The organism is Selenomonas sp. oral taxon 136 (genome assembly GCF_001554015.1).
Lineage (GTDB): Bacteria > Bacillota > Negativicutes > Selenomonadales > Selenomonadaceae > Centipeda > Centipeda felix.
In genome coordinates, this window is record NZ_CP014239.1 from 1,688,526 (window position 1) to 1,708,827 (window position 20,302).

Genomic DNA, 20,302 nt, shown 5'->3' on the forward strand with positions numbered 1-20,302 from the left:
TTATCATAAGGGGACGTGGGAGACATCGTGAAACGCATTTCAATCGTCGTTCCGGTCTACAACGAGGAGGAGAACATCGCGCATTTTGCGGCGACGGTGGAGGAGGTGATGGGGCGTCTGCCCTATGACTATGAGCTGCTCTTCATCGACGACGGTTCCTCCGACCGCAGCCGTGAGATCCTGCGCATGCTGGGTGAGCGAGATGGTCGCATCGGCTCGATTTTTCTCGCACGCAACTATGGGCATCAGCTTGCTCTGACCTGCGGCATCGATCATGCGGACGGCGATGCGGTCATCACGATGGACGGGGATATGCAGCATCCGCCCGAGCTCCTGCCGCAGCTCCTCGAAAAGTGGGAGGAGGGCTTTGACATCGTGCAGACCGTGCGCCTGACGACGGAGGGGGTCTCCGTCTTTAAGCGCATGACCTCTACCTACTACTACCGTCTCCTGAACCTGCTGACGGATGTGGAGATTCAGGAGGGTGGATCGGATTTCCGCCTGATGGACCGCAAGGCGGTGCTCGCACTGCGCCGCTACCGCGAGCACGCGCGCTTTATCCGCGGCATCGTCTGCTCGCTCGGCTTTCGGCGGACGACGGTGGACTTCGTCGCGCAGGCGCGCTATGCGGGCAGCTCGAAGTTCTCGCTGCGGCGCATGATCTCGTTCGCCCTCGACGGCATCCTCGCCTACTCGGTGCAGCCGCTGCGTGCGGGGCTCTATGTGGGGCTGATGTCCGCGCTGCTGGCCGTGGTGCTCTTCCTCCACGTCCTCTTTGAGACGCTGCGCGGGGAGACTGTGCCGGGCTGGTCGACCATCGTCGTATGCAGCCTGTTCTTCGGCGGGATGCAGATGATGATGCTCGGCGTGTGCGGGGAGTATATCGCACGGATTTTGCAGGAGGTCAAGGATCGCCCGCTCTACTTGATTGCGTGTGACAACAGGCCACAGGCGGCGGAAAAGGAGGCGCACGATGGATGATCGGATGCGGCTGGGGGTGGTGCTGCTCTTTTTCACCGCCCTTTTTTTCTGGGGAAATGCAGCTCTTCCCGTGACGGCACCCGTCGAGGTGAACTACGCGCAGACGGCAAAGGAGATGCTCGCGGCGGGGAATTATCTCTCGCCGCAGATCTACGGAAATTACTGGTACGATAAACCCATCTTCTTCTACTGGGAACTGATCGCTGCGTTCTCCGTCTTCGGTGTGACGGACTTTGCCGCACGATTTTTCCCTGCGCTCTTTGCATCGGCGGGACTGCTCCTCACCTACGCGCTCGCGCGGCGGCTCTATGATGCGCGGACGGCGTTCTGGTCGGTGGTCATTCTCGGCTCGTGCGTGCTCTATGGATTCCTTGCCAAACTCATCCTGACCGATCTGACGCTCTTCGTGTTCTTCGGCGGGACGCTCGGCGCGTTCTGCCTCGGCTATCGGGACGGGCGGCGCGGCTATTTCTATCTCGCCTATGCGTGTGCGGGGCTCGGCGTGCTGACGAAGGGGCCTGTCGGCTTTCTCCTGCCGGGGCTCGTGATCCTCGTCTATCTCGCTGTGCGTCGCGATCTGCGCGCGCTCGGACGGATCGCCCTGCCGACGGGGCTGCTCGTGCTCGCAGCAGTCTGTGCGCCGTGGTACATCTATATGTATTTGGCGCATGGGGCAGACTTTGTGAACACCTTCCTCGGGATTCACAATGTCCTGCGTGCAATGGTCTCAGAGCACGCGCAGTGGAATGTGTGGTACTTCTATCTCGGTATCTACTTCCTCGGGATGTTCCCGTGGAGTTTTGCCCTGCCGCTCGCGCTTCTGCGGGCGTGGCGCACACGTCCCGTTCTCGATGCGGGGACGCAGTTTCTCCTCGTCTGGGCGATCGTCGTGCCCGTGTTTTTTCAGCTCATGGCGACGAAGTACCCCACCTACAGTTTTCCCGCCTTCCTGCCGACGGCGATCCTGACGGCACATCTCCTTCGCGAGAATACGCGCGTGCTGCGTGCGGGGGCGCTCCTCGGCGGCGTGCTCTATCTCGCCGTCGTGTTCGGCGCTGTGCACTATGCGCCGCGCGACGGGCATTTCAGCGGCAAGGCGGCGGCGGAACTCCTCATGCAGACGATGCAGGAGGAGGATCTCCTCGTCTCCTGCGGCGACTATACGGCGACGGTTCCCTACTACACGGGACATCCGATGTACGCGCTCGCGACGCGTGAGGAGATCACCGCGCGTGCGCCGAAGGCGATGAGCTGGAACAGCAAGAATGTCATGCCGTTCCTCCCCCTCGACGAACTGCCGCAGGACCGGACGGTGTACCTCGTCGTGGAGCGGCACGCCTTCGCCACGTTCGATGAGATGATGGCAGACGGACGATGGGAGCTGCTCGGCACGATGCCGACGGAGGGCCGTGAGAAACTGCGCGTCTATCGGCGCGTACCGTAATCCTCTCTTCCCCGTGCGGCACTGGAACGAAAGCCGCGGCATGGTGGTGGCACATGCGCGAGCACAGCTTTTGACAGAGAGCCTTCGTCGGGGACGCCTTGAATGTTGGCGTCGATTGGTGTATGATAGGATATAGTGATTTTGCCGCCGGGGGCGGCTTGGTGGAGAAAGAGGGAGAGTACTATGCTGAATAGGAAGAAAATCGGACTTGCCGCGGCGGCCGTCGCCGCATCGGCGGTTCTCGCCGCGGGCTGCGGCAGCCAGCAGACCGCAAACCGTGCACCGATCAACGGCGCACTGCAGGGGGAGCGCGACCATCAGGAGGTCATCACGGCGGATAACTTCGATTCGATCGCGCCGGGCTCCAGCGTCGCCGATGTCGCTGCACTCTACGGCAAGGAGGGCAAGCTCATCCATCAGAGCATCGTCAACGGTATCTATACCTATACCTATCGCTGGCAGAACGGTACGTACAAGGTGGTGGACTGCACCTTTACGGGAAACAACTGCCTGAACGATCCGCTCAGCGGACTCCGCCTGACGCGCAAGGAGCTGCGTGCCTCTGACGCCATTGCTGAGGGCTCCGTCAGCAGCCCTGTGACGAAGGATGCGTGCCGCGATCTCAGCTACGGCATGAGCCTTGCGGAGGCGCAGGCAGTGCTCGGCGGGGTCGGTGAGCAGATCGGCTGGGATGTTATGCCGGGACAGGAGACGGTGACCTACGGATGGCCGATTCGTGACGGCTATGTCGCACGTCTGCGCTTCCAGAACGATGTCCTGGTTGATGTCAACCTCGATACCGGCATCACGCTCGTGGCGATGGATCCCGCTCTCTCGAACGTGCGTCTCGACCCCACGCTGGTTGGCTATCGCGTTGTCAAGTAACAGGATGCGTATTTTATCAGCAAATCTTCATTGAACTATTGTACGCTCTTTGCTATAATGGGGGCGTTCGGTCGAAGGATTGAACATCTTTAGGAGAAAAGGAGAATTCATTCATGATCAAACTCGAACAGAAGCAGGTTAAGATTATCAGCATCCTCATCGCGGTTGTCTTTGTTGGCTCGGTTGTCGCGCTTGCACTGACGCAGAGTGGCTCGGGCATCGCCTCGGCGGCGTCGTCCTCCGTTGGCGTTGTGGACTACCGTCAGGTCGGCAGCCAGCATCCGCAGCTCGCTGCAGCGAACGCCGAGATGCAGAAGGCGTCGCAGGAGGCACAGGCGGATTTTGAGACGAAGTCTGCATCGATGAACGATCAGGAGAAGTCGGATTACTATCAGCAGACGATGCAGCGCCTCCAGCAGAAGAATGAGGAGCTGATGGAGCCGATCGAGAACAGCATTCAGGATGCCGTTAAGAAGGTCGCCGAGAAGAAGGGGCTTTCCGTCGTCATCGAGAAGGGTGCTGTCGTCTATGGCGGACAGGACGTGACGCAGGACGTCATCAAGGAACTGGGCAGCAGCAAGTAAATCGCCGCGACCAGCTATATGTAGCGGACAGAACGATGCCCGGTACATTTTAGGAATCACTGATAAAAGGAAGTCCCTCGGACTGGCGTAAAAGAAGCGTCGGGATGCTGTGACGGATTTTATCAGTGATTCCTTTGTATGAAGTCGCTGTTTCATATGGCAATTTCGTCACGGAGGGAGATGCATGGAGCTCTGGAAGACGCGGCGCAGAGAGATTCTGGCAGGGGGCATCGTGCTCCTCGTGATTGCCGCCGTGTGCTATTTCCTGCCCGCGCAGGAGCAGCCCCGTGCGGCGGAGGATATTGCCGTCATGCGCATCTCCGAGGTGCTCACTGCGCATCCCTCCTATGCGCGCCTCATGGAGCTGCGCGCCGAGGAGGCGACCCTTGCTCTTGCGGTGAGGGATGTCCCGGAGGTGTTTTCTCTGACGCCGCCGGCAGCGGACGATGAACCGTTTCAGGACTCCGTCTGGCAAAAGAATGCGCAGACCGTGATCGGCGCACGCGTAGAGCTTGAGCGTGAGCGCAAACGCCTGACCGAGGTCTACCGCAAACAGACAGAGGACGACTACGAGCGGCGGAAGAAGCAGATCGACGACGAGTATCAAAATGCGATCACAAACATCAACCTGAAGCTCGATAATCAGCGCGCGATGCACGGGCCGCGCGTCTCTGAGGATGAACTGGCGCAGGAGCGTGCAGGGCTTGAGGCGCAGCGTGAGGCGTTGCGGCAGGAGCGCGGCGCACGTCAGGCGGAGCTCTACCGCACATGGCAGGAGGAGATCCGCGCCCGCGTCGCCGCGCGCATCGAGCCGCAGCAGGCGGCGTGGACGGCAAAGGCAAAGGCAACCATCGACGCACAGAAGGCGGAGGCGGATCGCCAGAAGGCGGAGGCGGAGGAACGCAACGCCGCTGCGATGGAACGCGCTGCAAAGGCGCAGGACGCACATGCCGCCGCCGCGAGGCGCGCGGCGCGCCTGGCGCAGGTGCGCCGCGATGCAGATGCACTCGAGGAAGCCATCTGGCGGGATGTGCGCAGCCGTGCGGCAAAGATCGCACTGATGCAGCACCTTTCCCTCATCCTCACCGCCCCGCAGGCGGACGATGCGGCGCATCTCGCTCCCGCACGCCCCTTCGTTCAGCGTCGCTATATGCCGCCCGTTACAGCGGATGCGGCACGGGATGTGACGGCAGATATGGTGCGTGAGATGCAGAGCATTACGACGGAACAGACAACGCGGGAATGAAAGGATATGGATCGATGAAGTATTTCAATAAAGCAGCGGCAGCGCTCCTCCTCGTGGGCAGTACGGTACTGGCGGGCTGCGGTCAGGTGCACGTCGGCACCGTTGACCGTGCGCGCGTCCAGGAGGAAGCTCCGCAGCTGAAGAGTGTGGTCGACGAGGCGAACACGAAGCTCATGGAGGCGCAGCAGGACGCACAGAGCAAGTTCACCGCGAACCCGAACATGACGGCGGAGGAGTCGCAGCAGCTCCAGATGGATACCCAGCGCAAGATGGCGGGGCTGCAGCAGATGTATAGCATCCAGCTCGAACAGAAGCTGAACGCCGCAATGCAGGATATTGTCAAGGAGAAGAAGCTGGACGTCGTCCTAGATAGCTCGAAGAAGTATCCGAGCGTCCTCTCGGGCGGCGTGGACGTCACGGATGAAGTCATCGGCAAACTCCAGTAAGAGGGTAGGGCATGGAAAAGACAGTCAATGAGATCGCACAGCTTGTCGGCGGAACGGTCGGCAGCGGCGGCAGCACGGTCGTTCATCGGCTCGCTTCGCTGGACGAGGCGGGGGCGGGGGATCTCGCCTTTGCCGTTCCACCCCACATCGACGCGGCGCGCGCCGCATCTGCGGCGGCGCTCCTTCTGCCGACGGGAACGGAGGGCTTTTCGTGCCCGCATATCTTCGTCGATGATCCGAAGGCGGCGTTTGCACGTCTCCTCATGATCTTTACCCCTGCCATCGAACACGCTGCCGGGGTCAGTGACGAGGCGTATATCGGTGCAGATGTGCGCATCGGCACGGGAGTGACGGTGCTGCCCTTTGCCTATGTAGACGATCATGCGGTGCTCGGCGACGGTGTGACGATCTATCCGCATGCCTATGTGGGGCAGTACAGTGTGATCGGCGATCATACGGTGCTCTATTCGAATGCAGTCGTGCGCGAGCACTGCCGCATCGGTGCGCGCTGCACGATCCACAGTTGCGCCGTAATCGGGGCGGACGGGTTCGGCTTTACGACCGAGGCGGGGGTGCATACCAAGGTGCCGCAGGTCGGCGGCGTCGTCGTGGAGGACGACGTGGAGATCGGCGCTCATGTCGGAATCGACCGCGCTACCCTCGGGGCAACGGTGATCGGCAAGGGGACGAAGATCGACAACCTCGTCCACATCGGGCATAACTGCCGCATCGGAGAGAACTGCCTCATCGTCGCGCAGACGGGGATCTCCGGCTCGACCAAGGTCGGACATAACGTCACCTTTGGCGGGCAGGTCGGAACGGTCGGACATATCTCCATCGGCGCGAACTCCGTCTATGCGGCGCGCTCCGGCATCATCGGCGATATGCCTGAGGGGGTGTTCTGTGCGGGCTTCCCCGTTCAGTCCCACGCTGAGTGGCTGCGCGTACAGGCGGCGATGCGCCGTCTGCCCGAGATGGTGAAGAAGGTCAAAGCCCTCGAAAAGACCATCGAAGAACTGCGCGGAAAGAGCTGAGATGCTGTCTTACTGGGCGGTCAAACTTCTCAGTCATTTCGTCTGTCTCCTGTCGCACCGCGCCGCCATGATGATCGGCGCGGGACTGGCGCGCCTCCTTTGGCCGTTTATCCCCGCGCGGCGCAAGCGGCTCGCGCAGACGCAGATCGAGCGCTGCCTTCACGTATCGACCGCAGAGGCAGAGCGCATCGCGCGGGAGAGTACGCTGCGCTTTGGACCGATGCTGATGGAGGTGCTGCGCTTTCCCGTCCTGCGCCGTCATATTGAGGACTACGTGACGATTACGGGGGCGCTGGATACGATGCGCGCGGCACTGGCGCAGGGCGAGGGAGCAATCATCGCAACCTCGCACAGCGGCAACTGGGAGCTCATGGGCGGTGCGCTTGCCTTGGCAGGACTGCCGATTGTCGGCGTGGCAAAACGGCAGAGTGCAGCGGGGATGGATCGCTTCATCAATGAGTACCGCATGCTTGTCGGGATGCACGTCACCTATCGTTCAAGCGTGCGTGAGATGTTCCGCATGATCGATCAGGGCTGGATCATCGGGCTGCTCAGCGATCAGGATCCGTCGCGCCGCGACGGCGTCGTCGTCGATTTCTTCGGACAGGAGACGAACGCCTTTACGGGGGCGGCGGCGATTGCACGCCGCTGCGAGGTACCGATCTTTCCCGTCTTTATGCACCGCCGCGCGGACGGACATCATGAGCTTACCATCGAGAAACCGCTCTATGTGGAAAAGACAGATGACCGCGCTGCCGACGTCCTGCGTGTGACGCAGGAGGTGAGTGCGCACATCGAGGCGTGGATTCGCCGCTATCCCGACGAGTGGTTCTGGCTGCATGATCGCTGGAAGTCCATGCGGAAGGAATAAAAAAGGGCTCTGCATATCCCCCATTGGCTCGCTGCGCTCGCCACTCCCCCGTCAAAGGGGAAAGCGAATATACCGTTATCCTAAGCCTTCCCCGTGGTCACGGGGAAGGGGGACCGCGCAAGCGGTGGAAGGGGCACAAAGAAGTGGCTGTTGCACGAAGTTCGCGACTTCGTGCAACAGCCACTTTTCTATATGTTCAATCCATCATCGATCAATCGTAGCGCATCAGCGACTCCACGGTGATCGCTGTGCCTGTGTGCGGTGCCTCTTGAGCGCTTGGTGTTGTCGTATTCTGTGGGGATGGCGGAACGCTTTGATCCCCAGTATTGGCGGCCGCCACAGTGCCGCTCTCCGTCGTTTCGGTCGATGCGTCGAAGAGCGCCGACCCATCCGCGGCCTGTGCCGCACGCGCTGCGATCCCCGAGAGGATCGTGCTCGCTGCGGGAGCAGCGGGATCATCGGCGGGTTTTCCCGTCGTCGCAGAGGCGGATGCAGACGATGTGGGCGGTGCATCAATCGGCGTGAGTACGACCTCCAGCGTGTCCCCTGTGTGGATGGGGCTCGTGAAGTCCGCACGTACCCCGTTGACGAGAATTGCGAAGGTGACGCGGCTGGTCGCGGGCGGCGGGGTAAAGCCAACGGCGAGCAGCGCCTCGCTGACGTTCGCCGTCCCCCGTCCTTTCTGATAGGCGATGACGGAACCGTCCTCGACGATGGTGCCGGGCGATGCCTCACGCCCGTTGATGGTGAGTACCTGCCCCGCCGCAGGAACGCTATGCTCCTTTCCCTCGTAGGTGATGGTCGCATACGAGGCCAGCGAGGAGAGATCGAGCACGGTCTCGAGCGTCGGGATGGCAGTCTCCTCGTAGTCGATGACATCGCCCTCACGCAGGATGGTGGAGAGCGCGGCGGGCGCATCGTTCAGCGTGATTTTCGGGAGGGCGGAGAAGCGGCGTGCCTCCCCGTTCAGCGTGTAGGAGATGCGTCGTCCCGTCGGCGGGAGATGCGCTGCGCGCAGCACCTCACCGAGGGTGCGGTCGCGGCGCGAGACGACGGTGTCGCCGTCTCGCAGAATCGGGTCGCCCTCAGGTACAGCGTCGTTGATGAGAATGCTCGTGGGGACGGAGGTCTCCTCTCCGTTGAGCACGACATTGTAGCCACTCGTGCTGCCGATCACGTCGCTGAGACGCACGGTCGGCTGGGTTCCGTTCTCCCCTGCGACGAGCTTGATGCGGCAGTCGTCGTGAATGGGGGAGTCGAGGCTCGCGCTCTTGCCGTCGATGGTGATCTGGGCGAGCGTTCCCATCGTCCCCGGAAAGCTCCGCCGCTCGCCGTTCACGGTCAGCATCAGCCCCATGCCGGGACGTCCGTTGTACTTGCGCAGGCTGATGCCCGCCGCGAGGAGGGCGTCGGAGACGTTGAGCTCGCGGAAGTTGAAGAGACTGTACTCGATGTCGTTGATCCAGACCGCGAGGAAATGCAGCGTGTTGATCGATGCGATCTTCAGGATGCCGAGCGGCGTGACTGCGTCGGGGGCGCGCAGCTCCTCGGGCAGATCGGCGACGCCGTCCACCGTGTCGGGATGACGCACGGCGACGCGGCCGGCGGGGATGCCGAGAGCCTCTGCTACGAGCTCCGTCATCATCGGTGTGCGTGCACCGCCGCCGACCAGCATGACCGCCTGTGGCGGTTCGCCGTTCAGTTCGAGGATCTGCTTGCCGATCGCCTTCGCGAGATGTTCGACCCCGGGCTTTATGGCGGCGAGCACCTGCTCGGCGGTGAGCGAGAGCTTCATGCCGAGGATGTCGGTAAAGGAGACATCCTGTCCGTCCGCCGCCTTGCGCTTGATGTCCTCGGCGATGTTGAAGTCGAGGAGGTACTCACGCGAGATGGACTCGGTGATCTCGTCGCCTGCCATCGGAACCATGCCGTAGGCGATGACTGAGCCGTTGCGCGTGATGGCGACGTCCGATGTGCCCGCGCCGATATCGACGAGCACGAGATTCAGATGGCGCATCGTCGGCGGGATGAGGACGTTGATGCCCGCAATTGGCTCGAGCGTGAGGGCACGCATCTCGAGGTGCGTCTCGCGCAGTGCCGACTGCATGGAGTCCACGACCTGCCGCGGCAGAAAGGTTGCGATGACGGTCGCCGTCGCCTTGCGCCCGCGCTGTCCGATGAGCGTCTTGAGCTCGTTGCCGTCGAGCGTATAGCGGATCGTGCTGTAGCCGACGCAGTAGTAACGCGTTGGATCATCGACCGTGTGGGAGTGAGCCAGTTTTTTCTGTGCCTCCTGCACGCCTGCAAAGTCGAGGTCGCGCTGCTGTGCAGGTGTGATCGTGCCCGTGAAGTCCTGCTCGGCATCCGCTGTCATCGTGTAGAGGGCACGCCCTGCCGCTGCCACGGCGGCACTGGTCAACGGCCCTGTACGCTCCATGAGGCGGTGCTTGACCTCGCGGATGATGGCAGCGACCTGCGGCACATCGTGAATCTGCCCGTCGAGCATGGCACGCGTGCGGTGCTCGAGGCGGTCGGTCGCCAGGATGTGCAGCAGTCCGTCACGCTGTTCAGCGACAATGCCGATCACGCTGCGCGTCCCGATATCGAGCGCGAAGACTAGCTCCTTCGGACGCTCGCGGCGTGTCGGTGCGGCCTGTTCGGTTTTCTTCGGACGGCCGCGTTTCTTTGCCGCCGTTTCCGGCCCCTCCTGCACACGTTTTTTGGGGCGGCCGCGCCGCTTTGCGGGTGCAGATGCGGCGGCAGAATCTTCGTTCGTTGTATCCAGATCCGACATTTCGATCTCCCTTGTCAAACACATAGTATATTATCTATATTTTTATTCGTGTTATTTTGGAAAATTCCTGCCGTTCCTCACGGGGGAAATATACGACAAAAAGGTCAGAACAAAGCTGCCGTATGGCAGTTCCGCTCTGACCGGAAGAGAGGGGTCTGAAATGCCGTACGCCCTATATGTCTATACCTGCGTAAAGCAGGTGGGTACCCTAAGTTCGGCTTCCGCGTTCACCGAAGTGTTTCACTTTGACCGAAATCAAATCGGATTCCCTAGAAAATCTGTAGGTTAGACATTGATAAGACATACGCACACCTAAGGCGCACCTTCTTGGTCTTTATGATAGCATAAAAAAAAATACGTCGCAAGACTTGACAAATCGGGGAATATAATAAATATATTGCAGGACGCATGGATGCACTCAGTGATATAATTTTTTCGATCATTGCCGAGAAAACGATGTGCTAAGATGGCGGTGCTGAATTTATCCGTGCTTCCCTAAAATGTGTCTCTCCTCTTTTCCTATGGAGAATACCGTGCTATAATGCTAATGAGAATATGGGAGTAATGTATGGAATGTACTGGCAGGCTCAGTACATTGACAACAGGGAAAGACGGTGCAGACAATGGCAAACATACGTGATGCCGTAGATGCAGTGATTGCTGCCATCATGGCACAGAAGGACTATCTGACGGCAGTGGACGCCAAGACGGGAGACGGCGACCACGGTCTTAACATGGCGCGCGGCTTTACGGCGGCGGAGGAACGCCTCGCAGAGCTGCCGGTGGACGCGCCGCTCGCAGAGGTGCTTCACGAGATCGGGCGTGCGTTCATTGAGAATGTCGGCGGAGCGGCGGGACCGCTCTACGGGATTGCCTTTGTACGCGCGGGCGAGGCGGTCGGCGCAAAGACGCGGCTCGATGTGGCGAGCTTTGAAAAGCTGTTCTCTGCCGGCATTGACGCGATCCAGCGGCGCGGAAAGGCCGTGCGCGGGGATAAGACGATGCTCGATACACTGATCCCGATTCGCGACGCATTCCTGCCGGAGAACGCGGAGGGCAAGAGCCTGCGCGAGTGTCTGGAGGATGCGCTCGAGGCGGGACGTGCGGGCGCGGAGTATACGAAGACCATCGCCGCACGGCGCGGACGTGCGGCACTCATCGGTACGCGCAGCATCGGCATCGAGGATCCGGGCGCGATGAGTTCGCTCATCATGTTCCGTGCGCTCTGCGGCTATCTGCGCGGCTGAGCGAAATAACGTAGTCGATTCGTGCCGCCCTGTGACGGCACGATTGTTTTTTGGAGGAAAGTATTTTGGCACAGACGGAAATTCGCACGCGTTTTGCACCCAGCCCGACGGGCTATATGCACATCGGCAATCTGCGCACCGCGCTCTACGGCTATCTGTTCGCGCGCGCGAATGACGGCACATTCATCCTGCGCATCGAGGATACCGACCGCAGCCGCTACGTCGCGGATGCGGTGGACTTCATCCGCCGCACGCTCGACGCGGCGGGCATCATCCCCGACGAGGGACCCGATGAGATCGGCGGAGACTTCGGTCCATACGTGCAGAGCGAGCGCATGGCGATCTACAAGCAGTACGCCGAGCAGCTCGTGGCGGAGGGGCATGCCTATCGCTGCTTCTGCCATCAGACGGAGGAGGCAGAACCGGCAGAGGACGGACAGTCCTACGGCGGCTACCCTCGTACCTGCCGCGACCTCACGCCCGAGGAGGTGCAGGCGCATCTCGACCGGGGCGACGCGTACGTCATTCGGCAGAAGATGCCGCTCGTCGGTGAGACGACGTTCTATGACGTCCTGCATGGGAGCGTGACGATCTCGAACACGGAGCTCGAGGATCAGGTGCTCCTCAAACGCGACGGGATGCCGACATATAACTTTGCCAATGTCATCGACGATCATCTGATGAAGGTGTCGCATATCATTCGCGGGGCGGAGTTCATCACCTCCACGCCGAAGCACGTTCTCCTCTATGAGGCGTTCGGCTGGGAGCCACCCGTATTCGTCCATCTCGCACCCGTCATGGGGCGGGACGACGCGACGGGCAAGACGAGCAAGCTCTCCAAGCGGCATGGGGCGACAAGCTTTGATGATCTCGTGAAGATGGGCTATCCCGCCGCCGCGATCGTCAACTACGTCGCGCTTCTCGGCTGGAGTCCGAAGACGACGAATCAGGAAATTTTCTCGATGGACGAGCTGATCGAGGCGTTCTCGCTGGAGGGGCTGTCGAAGTCTCCCGCCGTGTTCGACTACGATAAGCTCGGCTGGATGAGCGGCGAGTACTTTAAGGCGATGACGGATGCGGCGTTTGCCGAAGCGGCGCGCCCCTATGCGGGCGAGCTTCCCGCGTCGGTCGAGGCGCAGTGGAATGTAATGGCGCGTCTCCTGCGTACGCGCGTCACACGGCTCAGCGATGTGCGTGCGGAGATTGAGTTCTTCGTGACACTGCCGCCCTTTGACGCATCGCTCTATGAGAACAAGCGCAACAAGGTCACACCGGCGGCGGCAGCGGAGCTCCTGCCCGAGCTGATCGGCATCCTCGACGCCCTCGACGGGGATCACTGGGATAACGATCTCCTCTATGCGCTCCTTGAGGAGTGTATCGAGCGTGAGGGCTGGAAGAAAGGCACAGTCATGTGGGTGCTGCGCATCGCGGCGGCAGGGCAGAAGGTCACGCCGGGCGGCGCGACGGAGATCCTCGCCATCCTCGGCAAGGAGGAGAGCCTGCGCCGTCTGCGTGAGGCACAGCGGCAGCTGGCGGAGTGCTGAGGGGATGGATTTCTGCCTTGCAAATTTTGGACTTGACAGCGGCACGGTTTATCGCTATACTGTCTAAGTGTCGCGTCACTGCGGCGCGGGAAGATCATCTGCGGAAGTAGCTCAGTGGTAGAGCACCACCTTGCCAAGGTGGGGGTCGCGAGTTCGAGCCTCGTTTTCCGCTCCATCTTTCGGCGACATAGCCAAGTGGTAAGGCCGAGGTCTGCAAAACCTTTATCCCCAGTTCGATTCTGGGTGTCGCCTCCAATATGAAATGCGGTCTGGAAGGATTCCTTCCAGACTTTTTATGTTATTATGTTATATGCTGCGAAAGGGAAATGAATGCGGGGACGGTATAAAATCCTAGTCTATGGCTGTCAGATGAATGTCGCCGATGCAGAGCGTATGGAGGGACAGCTGCAGGCGGCGGGCTATGTGCGGACGGAGGAGACGGCGGATGCCGATGTCATCCTCATCAATACGTGCTGTGTGCGCGAGACGGCAGAGGACAAGGTCTACGGGAAGATCGGCGAGATCAAGAAGGTCAAGGAACGTCATCCGCAGCTGATCTTTGGGATTACGGGCTGCATGGCGCAGAAGGAGGGGGAAAACCTCATGCGCCGCGCACCGCACATCGACTTTGTGCTCGGTACGGGCAAGGTGCAGGAGCTGGGACGCATTGTCGCTGAGATCGCTGCGGAGCGCGCGCCAGTGGTGGATGTCGCGCTTGATGCGCATGCGGTGGAAGAGGATCTGCCCATCGCGCGCGGCGGGACGCTCTCGGCGTGGGTGCCGATCATGTATGGGTGCAACAATTACTGTACGTATTGCATCGTCCCCTACGTGCGCGGACGTGAGCGCAGCCGCACGCCCGAGGAGGTCGTGACGGAGGTGCGCCGTGCGGCGGCAGACGGCTATCGCGAGGTGACGCTCCTCGGGCAGAATGTCAACTCCTACGGGAAAGATCATGGGCAGGCGGATTTTGCCGATCTCCTGCGCATGGTGGATGCGGTGGAGGGGATTCGCCGCGTGCGCTTTATGACGTCGCATCCGAAGGACATCAGCGATAAGCTGATCGACACGATCAAAAACGGCACGCATATCTGCGAGCACATTCATCTGCCTGTGCAGTACGGGAGCAACCGCATCCTGAAGGCGATGAACCGTGTCTATACAGTGGAGCAGTACCGTGAGCGCGCACGGCGCGTGCGCGAGGCCCTGCCGGGGGCGAGCCTCACGACGGATCTCATCGTGGGCTTCCCGGGGAGACGGAGGAGGACTTCGCAGAGACACTGGATTTCCTGCGCGAGATGCGCTATGACGCGGCGTATACGTTCCTTTACTCGAAGCGCTCGGGCACGCCTGCCGCAGCAATGGCGGCGCAGGTGCCGGATGAGGTGAAGCACGCACGCCTGGAGCGCTTGATGGCAGTGCAGAACGAGATCAGCCGAGCGATCAATGAGGGGCTGCGCAGTGCGCAGGCCGAGGTGATGGTCGAGGGCGCGAGCAAGAACGATCCCGCCGTGTGGAGCGGGCGCACGCGCACGAATAAGATTGTCCTCTTTCCGCATGGGGCGGAGCGCGTGGGCGATTTTGTGCAGGTGAAGATCACGCAGCCGCAGACCTGGGTGCTGAAGGGCGAGGTTGTTCGGTAGTCTTTTGATAGTCTTTCGGTACAGGAGGCGGGTTCCACGCGAACACTTTTCCTCATGGGGCGGAGCGCGTAGGCAAGGTTGTTCGGTAGATTTGCTTATATGGTGTAGCGCTCCATGGCGAACCCTAGTGGAGCAAGTGAGTAAAGTGTGCGTTTCGCCCCCTGCGGATTTTATTCGTTCAAGCGAAGCGCGTTTGGAATCCGCAGGTATTTAGGTGAATAAGCACACGATCACTTGCGCAACTAAGGGTTCGCGAGGAGCGTTATATCGTTAACTGTTATGTTGTTAGCTTTGGGAGGTTTGTGATGGACGCGCAGAATGTGACGCCGATGATGCAGCAGTATCTCGCCGCGAAAGAGGCGCATCCGGGCGAGCTTCTTTTCTTTCGTCTGGGCGATTTCTACGAGATGTTCTTCGACGACGCGAAGGTGGCGGCGAAGGAGCTCGGGCTGACGCTGACGAGCCGCAGCGGCGATCTCGAGAAGAATCCCATGTGCGGCGTTCCCTATCATGCGGCGGACAGCTATATCGCGCGTCTCGTCGCAAAGGGGTTCAAGGTGGCGATTGCCGAGCAGATCGGCGACCCGAAGGCAAAGGGGCTGACGCACCGCGAAGTAGTGAAGGTGGTCACGCCGGGCACGGCGCTCTCCGATGAGGCACTGCGTGATGCGTCCAACATCTACATCGTGCTCCTGCACGAGCCTGCGCCGGGACAGTTCGTCCTCGCGGGCGCGGACATCACGACGGGCGAAGCGTTCTATGCCGTCTACGCGGGCGAGCATGCGGCGCAGCAGATCATGGATGAGCTCTATCGCCGTATGGCGGCAGAGCTGCTCCTGACGGAGGGCTTTTCCCTTGCGGATGAGGTGCGGGCTTTTCTTGCGCACCGTCTGCCGCACTGCGCCGTCTCCGTCGTCAGCAGGGAGGCGGATGCGGCACTTCCCGCGCAGCATTTCCCTGCGGAGGAGATTCCGTGCGATGCGGGGGCGCGGGCGGCACTCGCGGCGCTCCTCACCTATCTGCATGAGACGGTGATGGCGGATCTCTCGCAGATCAATCGCCTCGCCTTCCTCGATGCGGCGGAGACGATGCAGCTCGACACCTATACGCTGCGCAATCTTGAGATCACACGCAGTCTGCGCGACGGCGGGAAAAAGAATACCCTCTTTGACGTGCTCGACTTCACGCGCACGCCGATGGGAACGCGCCTTCTCAAGGCGTGGCTGGAACATCCTCTGCTCACGCCGCACCGCATTGATGCACGGCTGGATGCGGTGGCAGAGCTGGTGGAAAAGAGTACGCTGCGTGATGCCCTGCGCGATGCCCTGCATACGGTCTATGACTTCGAGCGGCTCCTGACACGCATCGAGACGCAGACAGCGAACGCACGCGACCTCGTCGCTCTGCGCATCTCGCTCGCCGCCCTGCCCGCCGTGCGCGCGTGCCTCGCAGCGGCAGTGAGCCGCCTCCTTGTGCGTGCGGCAGGGGAGATCGAGACCTTTGATGCGCTGCGTAACGAGCTTACGCATGCACTCGTGGATGAGCCGGGGCTCTCGGTGCGCGAGGGCGGCATGATCCGTGCGGGCTATAATGCCGATCTCGACGAGCTCCGCCGTTTTTCCCATGACAGCAAGTCCCTCCTGCAGGAGATGGAGGAACGTGAGCGCACGCGGACGGGCATCAAGACGCTCAAGATCGGCTACAACAAGGTGTTCGGCTACTACATCGAGGTGCGCCACAGCGGGCGCGATCAGGTGCCTGAGGGCTATATCCGCAAGCAGACGCTCGCGAATACGGAGCGCTTTATCACGGAGGAGCTGAAGGACTTCGAGGCGAAGATTCTCGGCGCAGAGGAGAAGATCATCGCCCTTGAGTATCATCTCTTCACAGAGCTGCGCGAGCGCGTACGTGAGCAGCTCGTGCCGATTCAAGGCGTCGCCCGTGCGATTGCGCGCGTTGATGTCCTGCAGAGCCTTGCGGCGGCGGCGGCATCGTACCGCTATGTCCGCCCGACCGTGGGCGCAGACGGCGGCATCCGCATCCGCGACGGGCGGCATCCGCTGGTGGAGCGCATTCTGCAGCGCGATGTGTTCGTCCCAAACGATACGGAACTCAGCCACGGCGGAACAGAGACGATGCTCATCACGGGGCCCAACATGGCGGGGAAATCCACCTATATGCGGCAGGTTGCCCTCCTCACGCTCATGGCGCAGGTCGGCAGCTTCGTCCCTGCGCGTACGGCGGAGATCGCACCCGTCGACCGCATCTTTACGCGCATCGGCGCGAGCGACGACCTCGTGAGCGGGCAGAGCACTTTCATGGTGGAGATGAACGAGGTCGCACAGATCCTGCGCGAGGCGACGAGGGACAGCCTCGTGATTCTCGACGAGATCGGGCGCGGCACGAGCACCTTTGACGGCATGAGCATCGCGCGCGCGGTGGTGGAGCATATTGACGGACGCATCCACGCCAAGACGCTGTTTGCGACGCATTACCATGAGCTGACGGAGATGGAGAACGAGCGCATCCGCAACTACTGTATTGCCGTGCGCGAAAAGGGGAAAAATGTCGTATTCCTGCGGCGCATCGTCGCAGGGGCGGCGGATAAGTCTTACGGCATCCACGTTGCACGCCTCGCGGGTCTGCCGCAGCGCGTGACGGAGCGCGCGGAGGAGATCCTGCACGCATTGGAGGCGGCTGCGCCGCAGAGCGCACCGCAGGAGACGTCGGTACAGAAGACATCCGATGCGGGGATGGTGTCGCTCTTTGCGGGCGGGACGCTCGACGAGCTGCGTGCGCTCGATGTGATGACGATGACGCCGCTTGAGGCACTGAATACACTCTATCGTCTGCAGGAACAGGCGAGAAAGGAGGAGGGTGAGGGATGACACGGATTCACGTATTGGACGATGCAACCATCAACAAGATCGCGGCAGGCGAGGTGGTTGAGCGGCCTGCCTCTGTCGTAAAGGAGCTGGTCGAGAACGCGATGGATGCGGGCGCGACAGCGGTCGAGGTCGAGATCATGGGCGGCGGCACGAGCTTTATCCGTGTGACGGACAACGGACGCGGCATGACCGGAGAGGATGCGCGCGCGGCGATTCTGCGCCATGCGACGAGCAAGATTGCCGCCGCCTCCGATCTCGAGACGATTGCGACCCTCGGCTTTCGCGGCGAGGCGCTGCCGACGATCGCGTCCGTGTCACATTTTTCTCTTCTGACGCGGCAGGCGGCGGATGATCTCGGCACGCGCGTCGACATCAGCGGCGGCGGTACGCCCATGATTGAGGACGCGGGCTGTGCGGTCGGGACGAGTGTGCGCGTCGAGGATCTTTTCTTCAACACACCCGCGCGCAAGAAATTTCTCAAGACGAATGCGACCGAGGCGGGGAAGATCAGCGATTACGTGATCCGCCTCGCACTCTCACGCCCCGACATTGCGTTCCGCTTCATCAACAACAACCGCATGACCATCATGACGGCGGGAGACGGAGACCTCGCCCGTACGATTGGGAGCATCTACGGCGGTGATGCGGCGAGCGCACTGATTCCGCTGGATTTTTACGACGATGCGGCGGATATCCGCATCACGGGCTATATTTCGAAGCCGTCCCTGATTCGCAGCAGCCGCGCGTGGCAGACCTACATCGTCAACGGGCGGACGATCCAGAACCGCGCGATTGCGAAGGCGATCGACAATGTGTACCGCTCCCTCGTGCCGAAGATGGGCTTCCCGCTCGCCGTCATCGTCATTACCGTGCCGCAGCGCACGATTGATGTGAATGTGCATCCGCAGAAAACGGAGATGAAGTTTGAGGATGAGGGGCGTATTTTTAAGGCAGTCTACAAGGCGGTGCTCGACGCCATTCGCGGCGCGGCAGGAGAGACGACGGGGATTGCCGCCGCAGTGGAAAAGCCGAAGTTCCACTACGAAGCAGTGCCGCTCGATGTGAGTACGCCGTCCGCATCGCCTGTCTCTGCCCCGGCACGCGGCTATGCCGCTCCGACGCCGCACCCGCAGACCGTCCACGAGGCCGTGCAGTGGGCAGGAGCACGTGTCGATCTGCGTACGGCACAGGATGCTGTGCAGGAGGCCCGCGCACAGGAGCGTGCGGCGTTCTCGGACGTGCCGTCTGCACCGCGGGCGGCGCAGGGGGACGATATCTCCATGGAGGAGCGAATGCTTCCCATCGGGCAGGTCGACCTTACCTACATTATCGCTCAGAGCACTGCGACGCTCTACATCATCGATCAGCATGCGGCGCATGAGCGCATCCTCTTTGACCGCTTTTCGGCGCAGACGGATGGGATTCCCTCCCAGCAGATGCTCGTGCATGCCATTCTTTCGTTCGATGCACACGAGGCACAATATATTGAAGAAAATGCGGAGCTCTTTGATCGCCTCGGCTTTCATCTGGAGGCGGCGGGGGAGCGCACCTACCGCCTGACGGAGACGCCCACCGATGTCCCGACGGAGGAGGCGGAGGGCATCATTTGCGAGATCCTCGCATCCCTCGGCGACCTGCACGCTGCAACCCCTGCGAATTTGCGCGAGGCGGGGATTGCGACGATGGCGTGCCGTGCGGCGATCAAGGCGGGCGAGGAACTGAGCATTCGCCAGATGGAGATCCTCTTGGAGGAGCTGCGTGCGACGCCGTTTCCCTTTACCTGTCCGCATGGGCGTCCGACGATCCTGAAGTTCGGTACGCATGACCTTGCGAAGATGTTCAAGCGCACGGGGTTTGGTCTGTGACGCGCGGGACAGTCAGTGCCGTCGTGACGACCGTGCGGCGCGGGCAGAAATACGCCGCAGCAAATCGTGCACTTGCGGCGCGGACGGCGGCTCAGCTCGGCATACCGAACGTCCCACGCGGCAGTGACTCGCTCGATGAGATGCGAACAGCGTACGGTGTGGATGCCGTGCTCGTCGCGCGGCGCGGTCTCTTGACGGCGGTGACGGCAGAGGGCGAGCTCTTCTTTCATCCCGGCATGGCGCATCTGCGCATCAAGAATCTGCGAAGCGGACAGGGCGATCATCTCGTCCATGCGCTTGGCCTCACGGAGGGGATGCGCGTCCTCGACTGCACGCTCGGCACGGGGGCGGATGCCATCATCGAGAGCTTTGCCGTCGGGGCGGCGGGCAGCGTGACGGCACTCGAGGCGAATCCCATCATCGCGGCGGTGATCGGCGACGGGCTTGCACATGCGACGGGGGATAACTACGAGATGCACGCGGCGATGCGGCGCATCAGCGTCCATGCGGCAGATGCGCTGGACTATTTGCGCGCACAGGCGGACGGGAGCTATGACGCCGTCTACTTTGACCCGATGTTCCGCCGCCCCGTTCATGAGAGCGAGGGGATGAATGCCCTGCGCACCCTCGCCGATGCGCGTGCCCTCACCGCGGAAGTGATCGCCGAGGCGCGGCGCGTCGCACGCCGCCGCGTCGTCATGAAGGAGCGGCAGGGGAGCAGGGAGTTCGCCCGTCTCGGATTTACTGACCTCGCGGGCGGCAAGTACAGCCGCGTCGCCTACGGCGTGATGGAGGTATGATTCCTTAAACTCCGCCAAATAATTTCATAA

Annotated in this window: 14 protein-coding genes, 2 tRNA genes and 1 pseudogene; 16 read left to right on the forward strand and 1 reads right to left on the reverse strand. The window is 61.5% G+C overall.

Annotated elements, in window-relative coordinates; translation table 11 throughout:
- Positions 1-27 precede the first annotated feature (27 nt).
- The 8 genes from AXE86_RS08065 to AXE86_RS08100 all read left to right on the forward strand — a co-directional run bounded on the left by AXE86_RS08065 (position 28) and on the right by AXE86_RS08100 (position 7,491).
- A complete protein-coding gene (locus AXE86_RS08065) occupies positions 28-981 on the forward strand; it encodes a glycosyltransferase family 2 protein (RefSeq protein ID WP_061946971.1) in 954 nt (317 codons plus the stop codon).
- Positions 974-2,425: an ArnT family glycosyltransferase gene (locus AXE86_RS08070; protein WP_061946145.1), complete on the forward strand. Its 1,452-nt coding sequence runs from the start codon at positions 974-976 to the stop codon at positions 2,423-2,425. Before AXE86_RS08065 ends, AXE86_RS08070 begins: the two co-directional genes overlap by 8 nt.
- Before the next feature lie 183 nt (positions 2,426-2,608).
- On the forward strand, positions 2,609-3,310 hold the full coding sequence (locus AXE86_RS08075) for a hypothetical protein (RefSeq protein WP_061946147.1): 702 nt from the start codon (positions 2,609-2,611) through the stop codon (positions 3,308-3,310).
- Between the two features lie 113 nt (positions 3,311-3,423).
- The gene (locus AXE86_RS08080) at positions 3,424-3,894 is read left to right on the forward strand and encodes an OmpH family outer membrane protein (RefSeq protein WP_009753904.1); all 471 of its coding nucleotides are present in this window, start codon (positions 3,424-3,426) and stop codon (positions 3,892-3,894) included.
- Positions 3,895-4,078: 184 nt separating this feature from the next.
- The gene (locus tag AXE86_RS08085; protein ID WP_061946149.1) at positions 4,079-5,140 is read left to right on the forward strand and encodes a hypothetical protein; all 1,062 of its coding nucleotides are present in this window, start codon (positions 4,079-4,081) and stop codon (positions 5,138-5,140) included.
- 14 nt (positions 5,141-5,154) lie between these two features.
- Entirely contained in the window at positions 5,155-5,586 is a 432-nt protein-coding gene (locus AXE86_RS08090; protein WP_050341571.1) for an OmpH family outer membrane protein, read from the forward strand.
- Positions 5,587-5,597: 11 nt separating this feature from the next.
- Positions 5,598-6,620 (forward strand): UDP-3-O-(3-hydroxymyristoyl)glucosamine N-acyltransferase, encoded by a 1,023-nt coding sequence (lpxD, locus tag AXE86_RS08095; protein ID WP_061946151.1) that lies wholly within the window; start codon positions 5,598-5,600, stop codon positions 6,618-6,620.
- A 1-nt stretch (position 6,621) separates the two neighbouring features.
- Positions 6,622-7,491: a lysophospholipid acyltransferase family protein gene (locus tag AXE86_RS08100; protein ID WP_061946153.1), complete on the forward strand. Its 870-nt coding sequence runs from the start codon at positions 6,622-6,624 to the stop codon at positions 7,489-7,491.
- 211 nt (positions 7,492-7,702) lie between these two features.
- Here AXE86_RS08100 and AXE86_RS08105 read toward each other — a convergent pair whose 3' ends face one another.
- A complete protein-coding gene (locus tag AXE86_RS08105; protein WP_061946155.1) occupies positions 7,703-10,285 on the reverse strand; it encodes a cell division FtsA domain-containing protein in 2,583 nt (860 codons plus the stop codon).
- 623 nt (positions 10,286-10,908) lie between these two features.
- On the opposite strand from AXE86_RS08105, the gene dhaL reads away from it, so the two are divergent.
- The 8 genes and pseudogenes from dhaL (at position 10,909) to AXE86_RS08150 (ending at position 20,272) form a co-directional block, all read left to right on the forward strand.
- The gene (gene dhaL, locus AXE86_RS08115) at positions 10,909-11,532 is read left to right on the forward strand and encodes a dihydroxyacetone kinase subunit DhaL (RefSeq protein ID WP_039981364.1); all 624 of its coding nucleotides are present in this window, start codon (positions 10,909-10,911) and stop codon (positions 11,530-11,532) included.
- Positions 11,533-11,597: 65 nt separating this feature from the next.
- Positions 11,598-13,076: a glutamate--tRNA ligase gene (gltX, locus tag AXE86_RS08120; RefSeq protein ID WP_071884712.1), complete on the forward strand. Its 1,479-nt coding sequence runs from the start codon at positions 11,598-11,600 to the stop codon at positions 13,074-13,076.
- Between the two features lie 100 nt (positions 13,077-13,176).
- A tRNA-Gly gene (locus AXE86_RS08125) sits at positions 13,177-13,251 on the forward strand.
- 6 nt (positions 13,252-13,257) lie between these two features.
- Positions 13,258-13,331, forward strand: a tRNA-Cys gene (locus tag AXE86_RS08130).
- A 75-nt stretch (positions 13,332-13,406) separates the two neighbouring features.
- A pseudogene (miaB, locus tag AXE86_RS08135) lies at positions 13,407-14,719 on the forward strand (tRNA (N6-isopentenyl adenosine(37)-C2)-methylthiotransferase MiaB).
- 305 nt (positions 14,720-15,024) lie between these two features.
- On the forward strand, positions 15,025-17,607 hold the full coding sequence (gene mutS, locus AXE86_RS08140) for a DNA mismatch repair protein MutS (RefSeq protein ID WP_061946157.1): 2,583 nt from the start codon (positions 15,025-15,027) through the stop codon (positions 17,605-17,607).
- Positions 17,604-19,472, forward strand: a complete 1,869-nt coding sequence (mutL, locus tag AXE86_RS08145) for a DNA mismatch repair endonuclease MutL (protein WP_061946159.1) — start codon at positions 17,604-17,606, stop codon at positions 19,470-19,472. The genes mutS and mutL overlap by 4 nt, the downstream gene beginning before the upstream one ends.
- Positions 19,469-20,272, forward strand: a complete 804-nt coding sequence (locus AXE86_RS08150) for a class I SAM-dependent methyltransferase (protein ID WP_061946161.1) — start codon at positions 19,469-19,471, stop codon at positions 20,270-20,272. The genes mutL and AXE86_RS08150 overlap by 4 nt, the downstream gene beginning before the upstream one ends.
- Positions 20,273-20,302 lie beyond the last annotated feature (30 nt).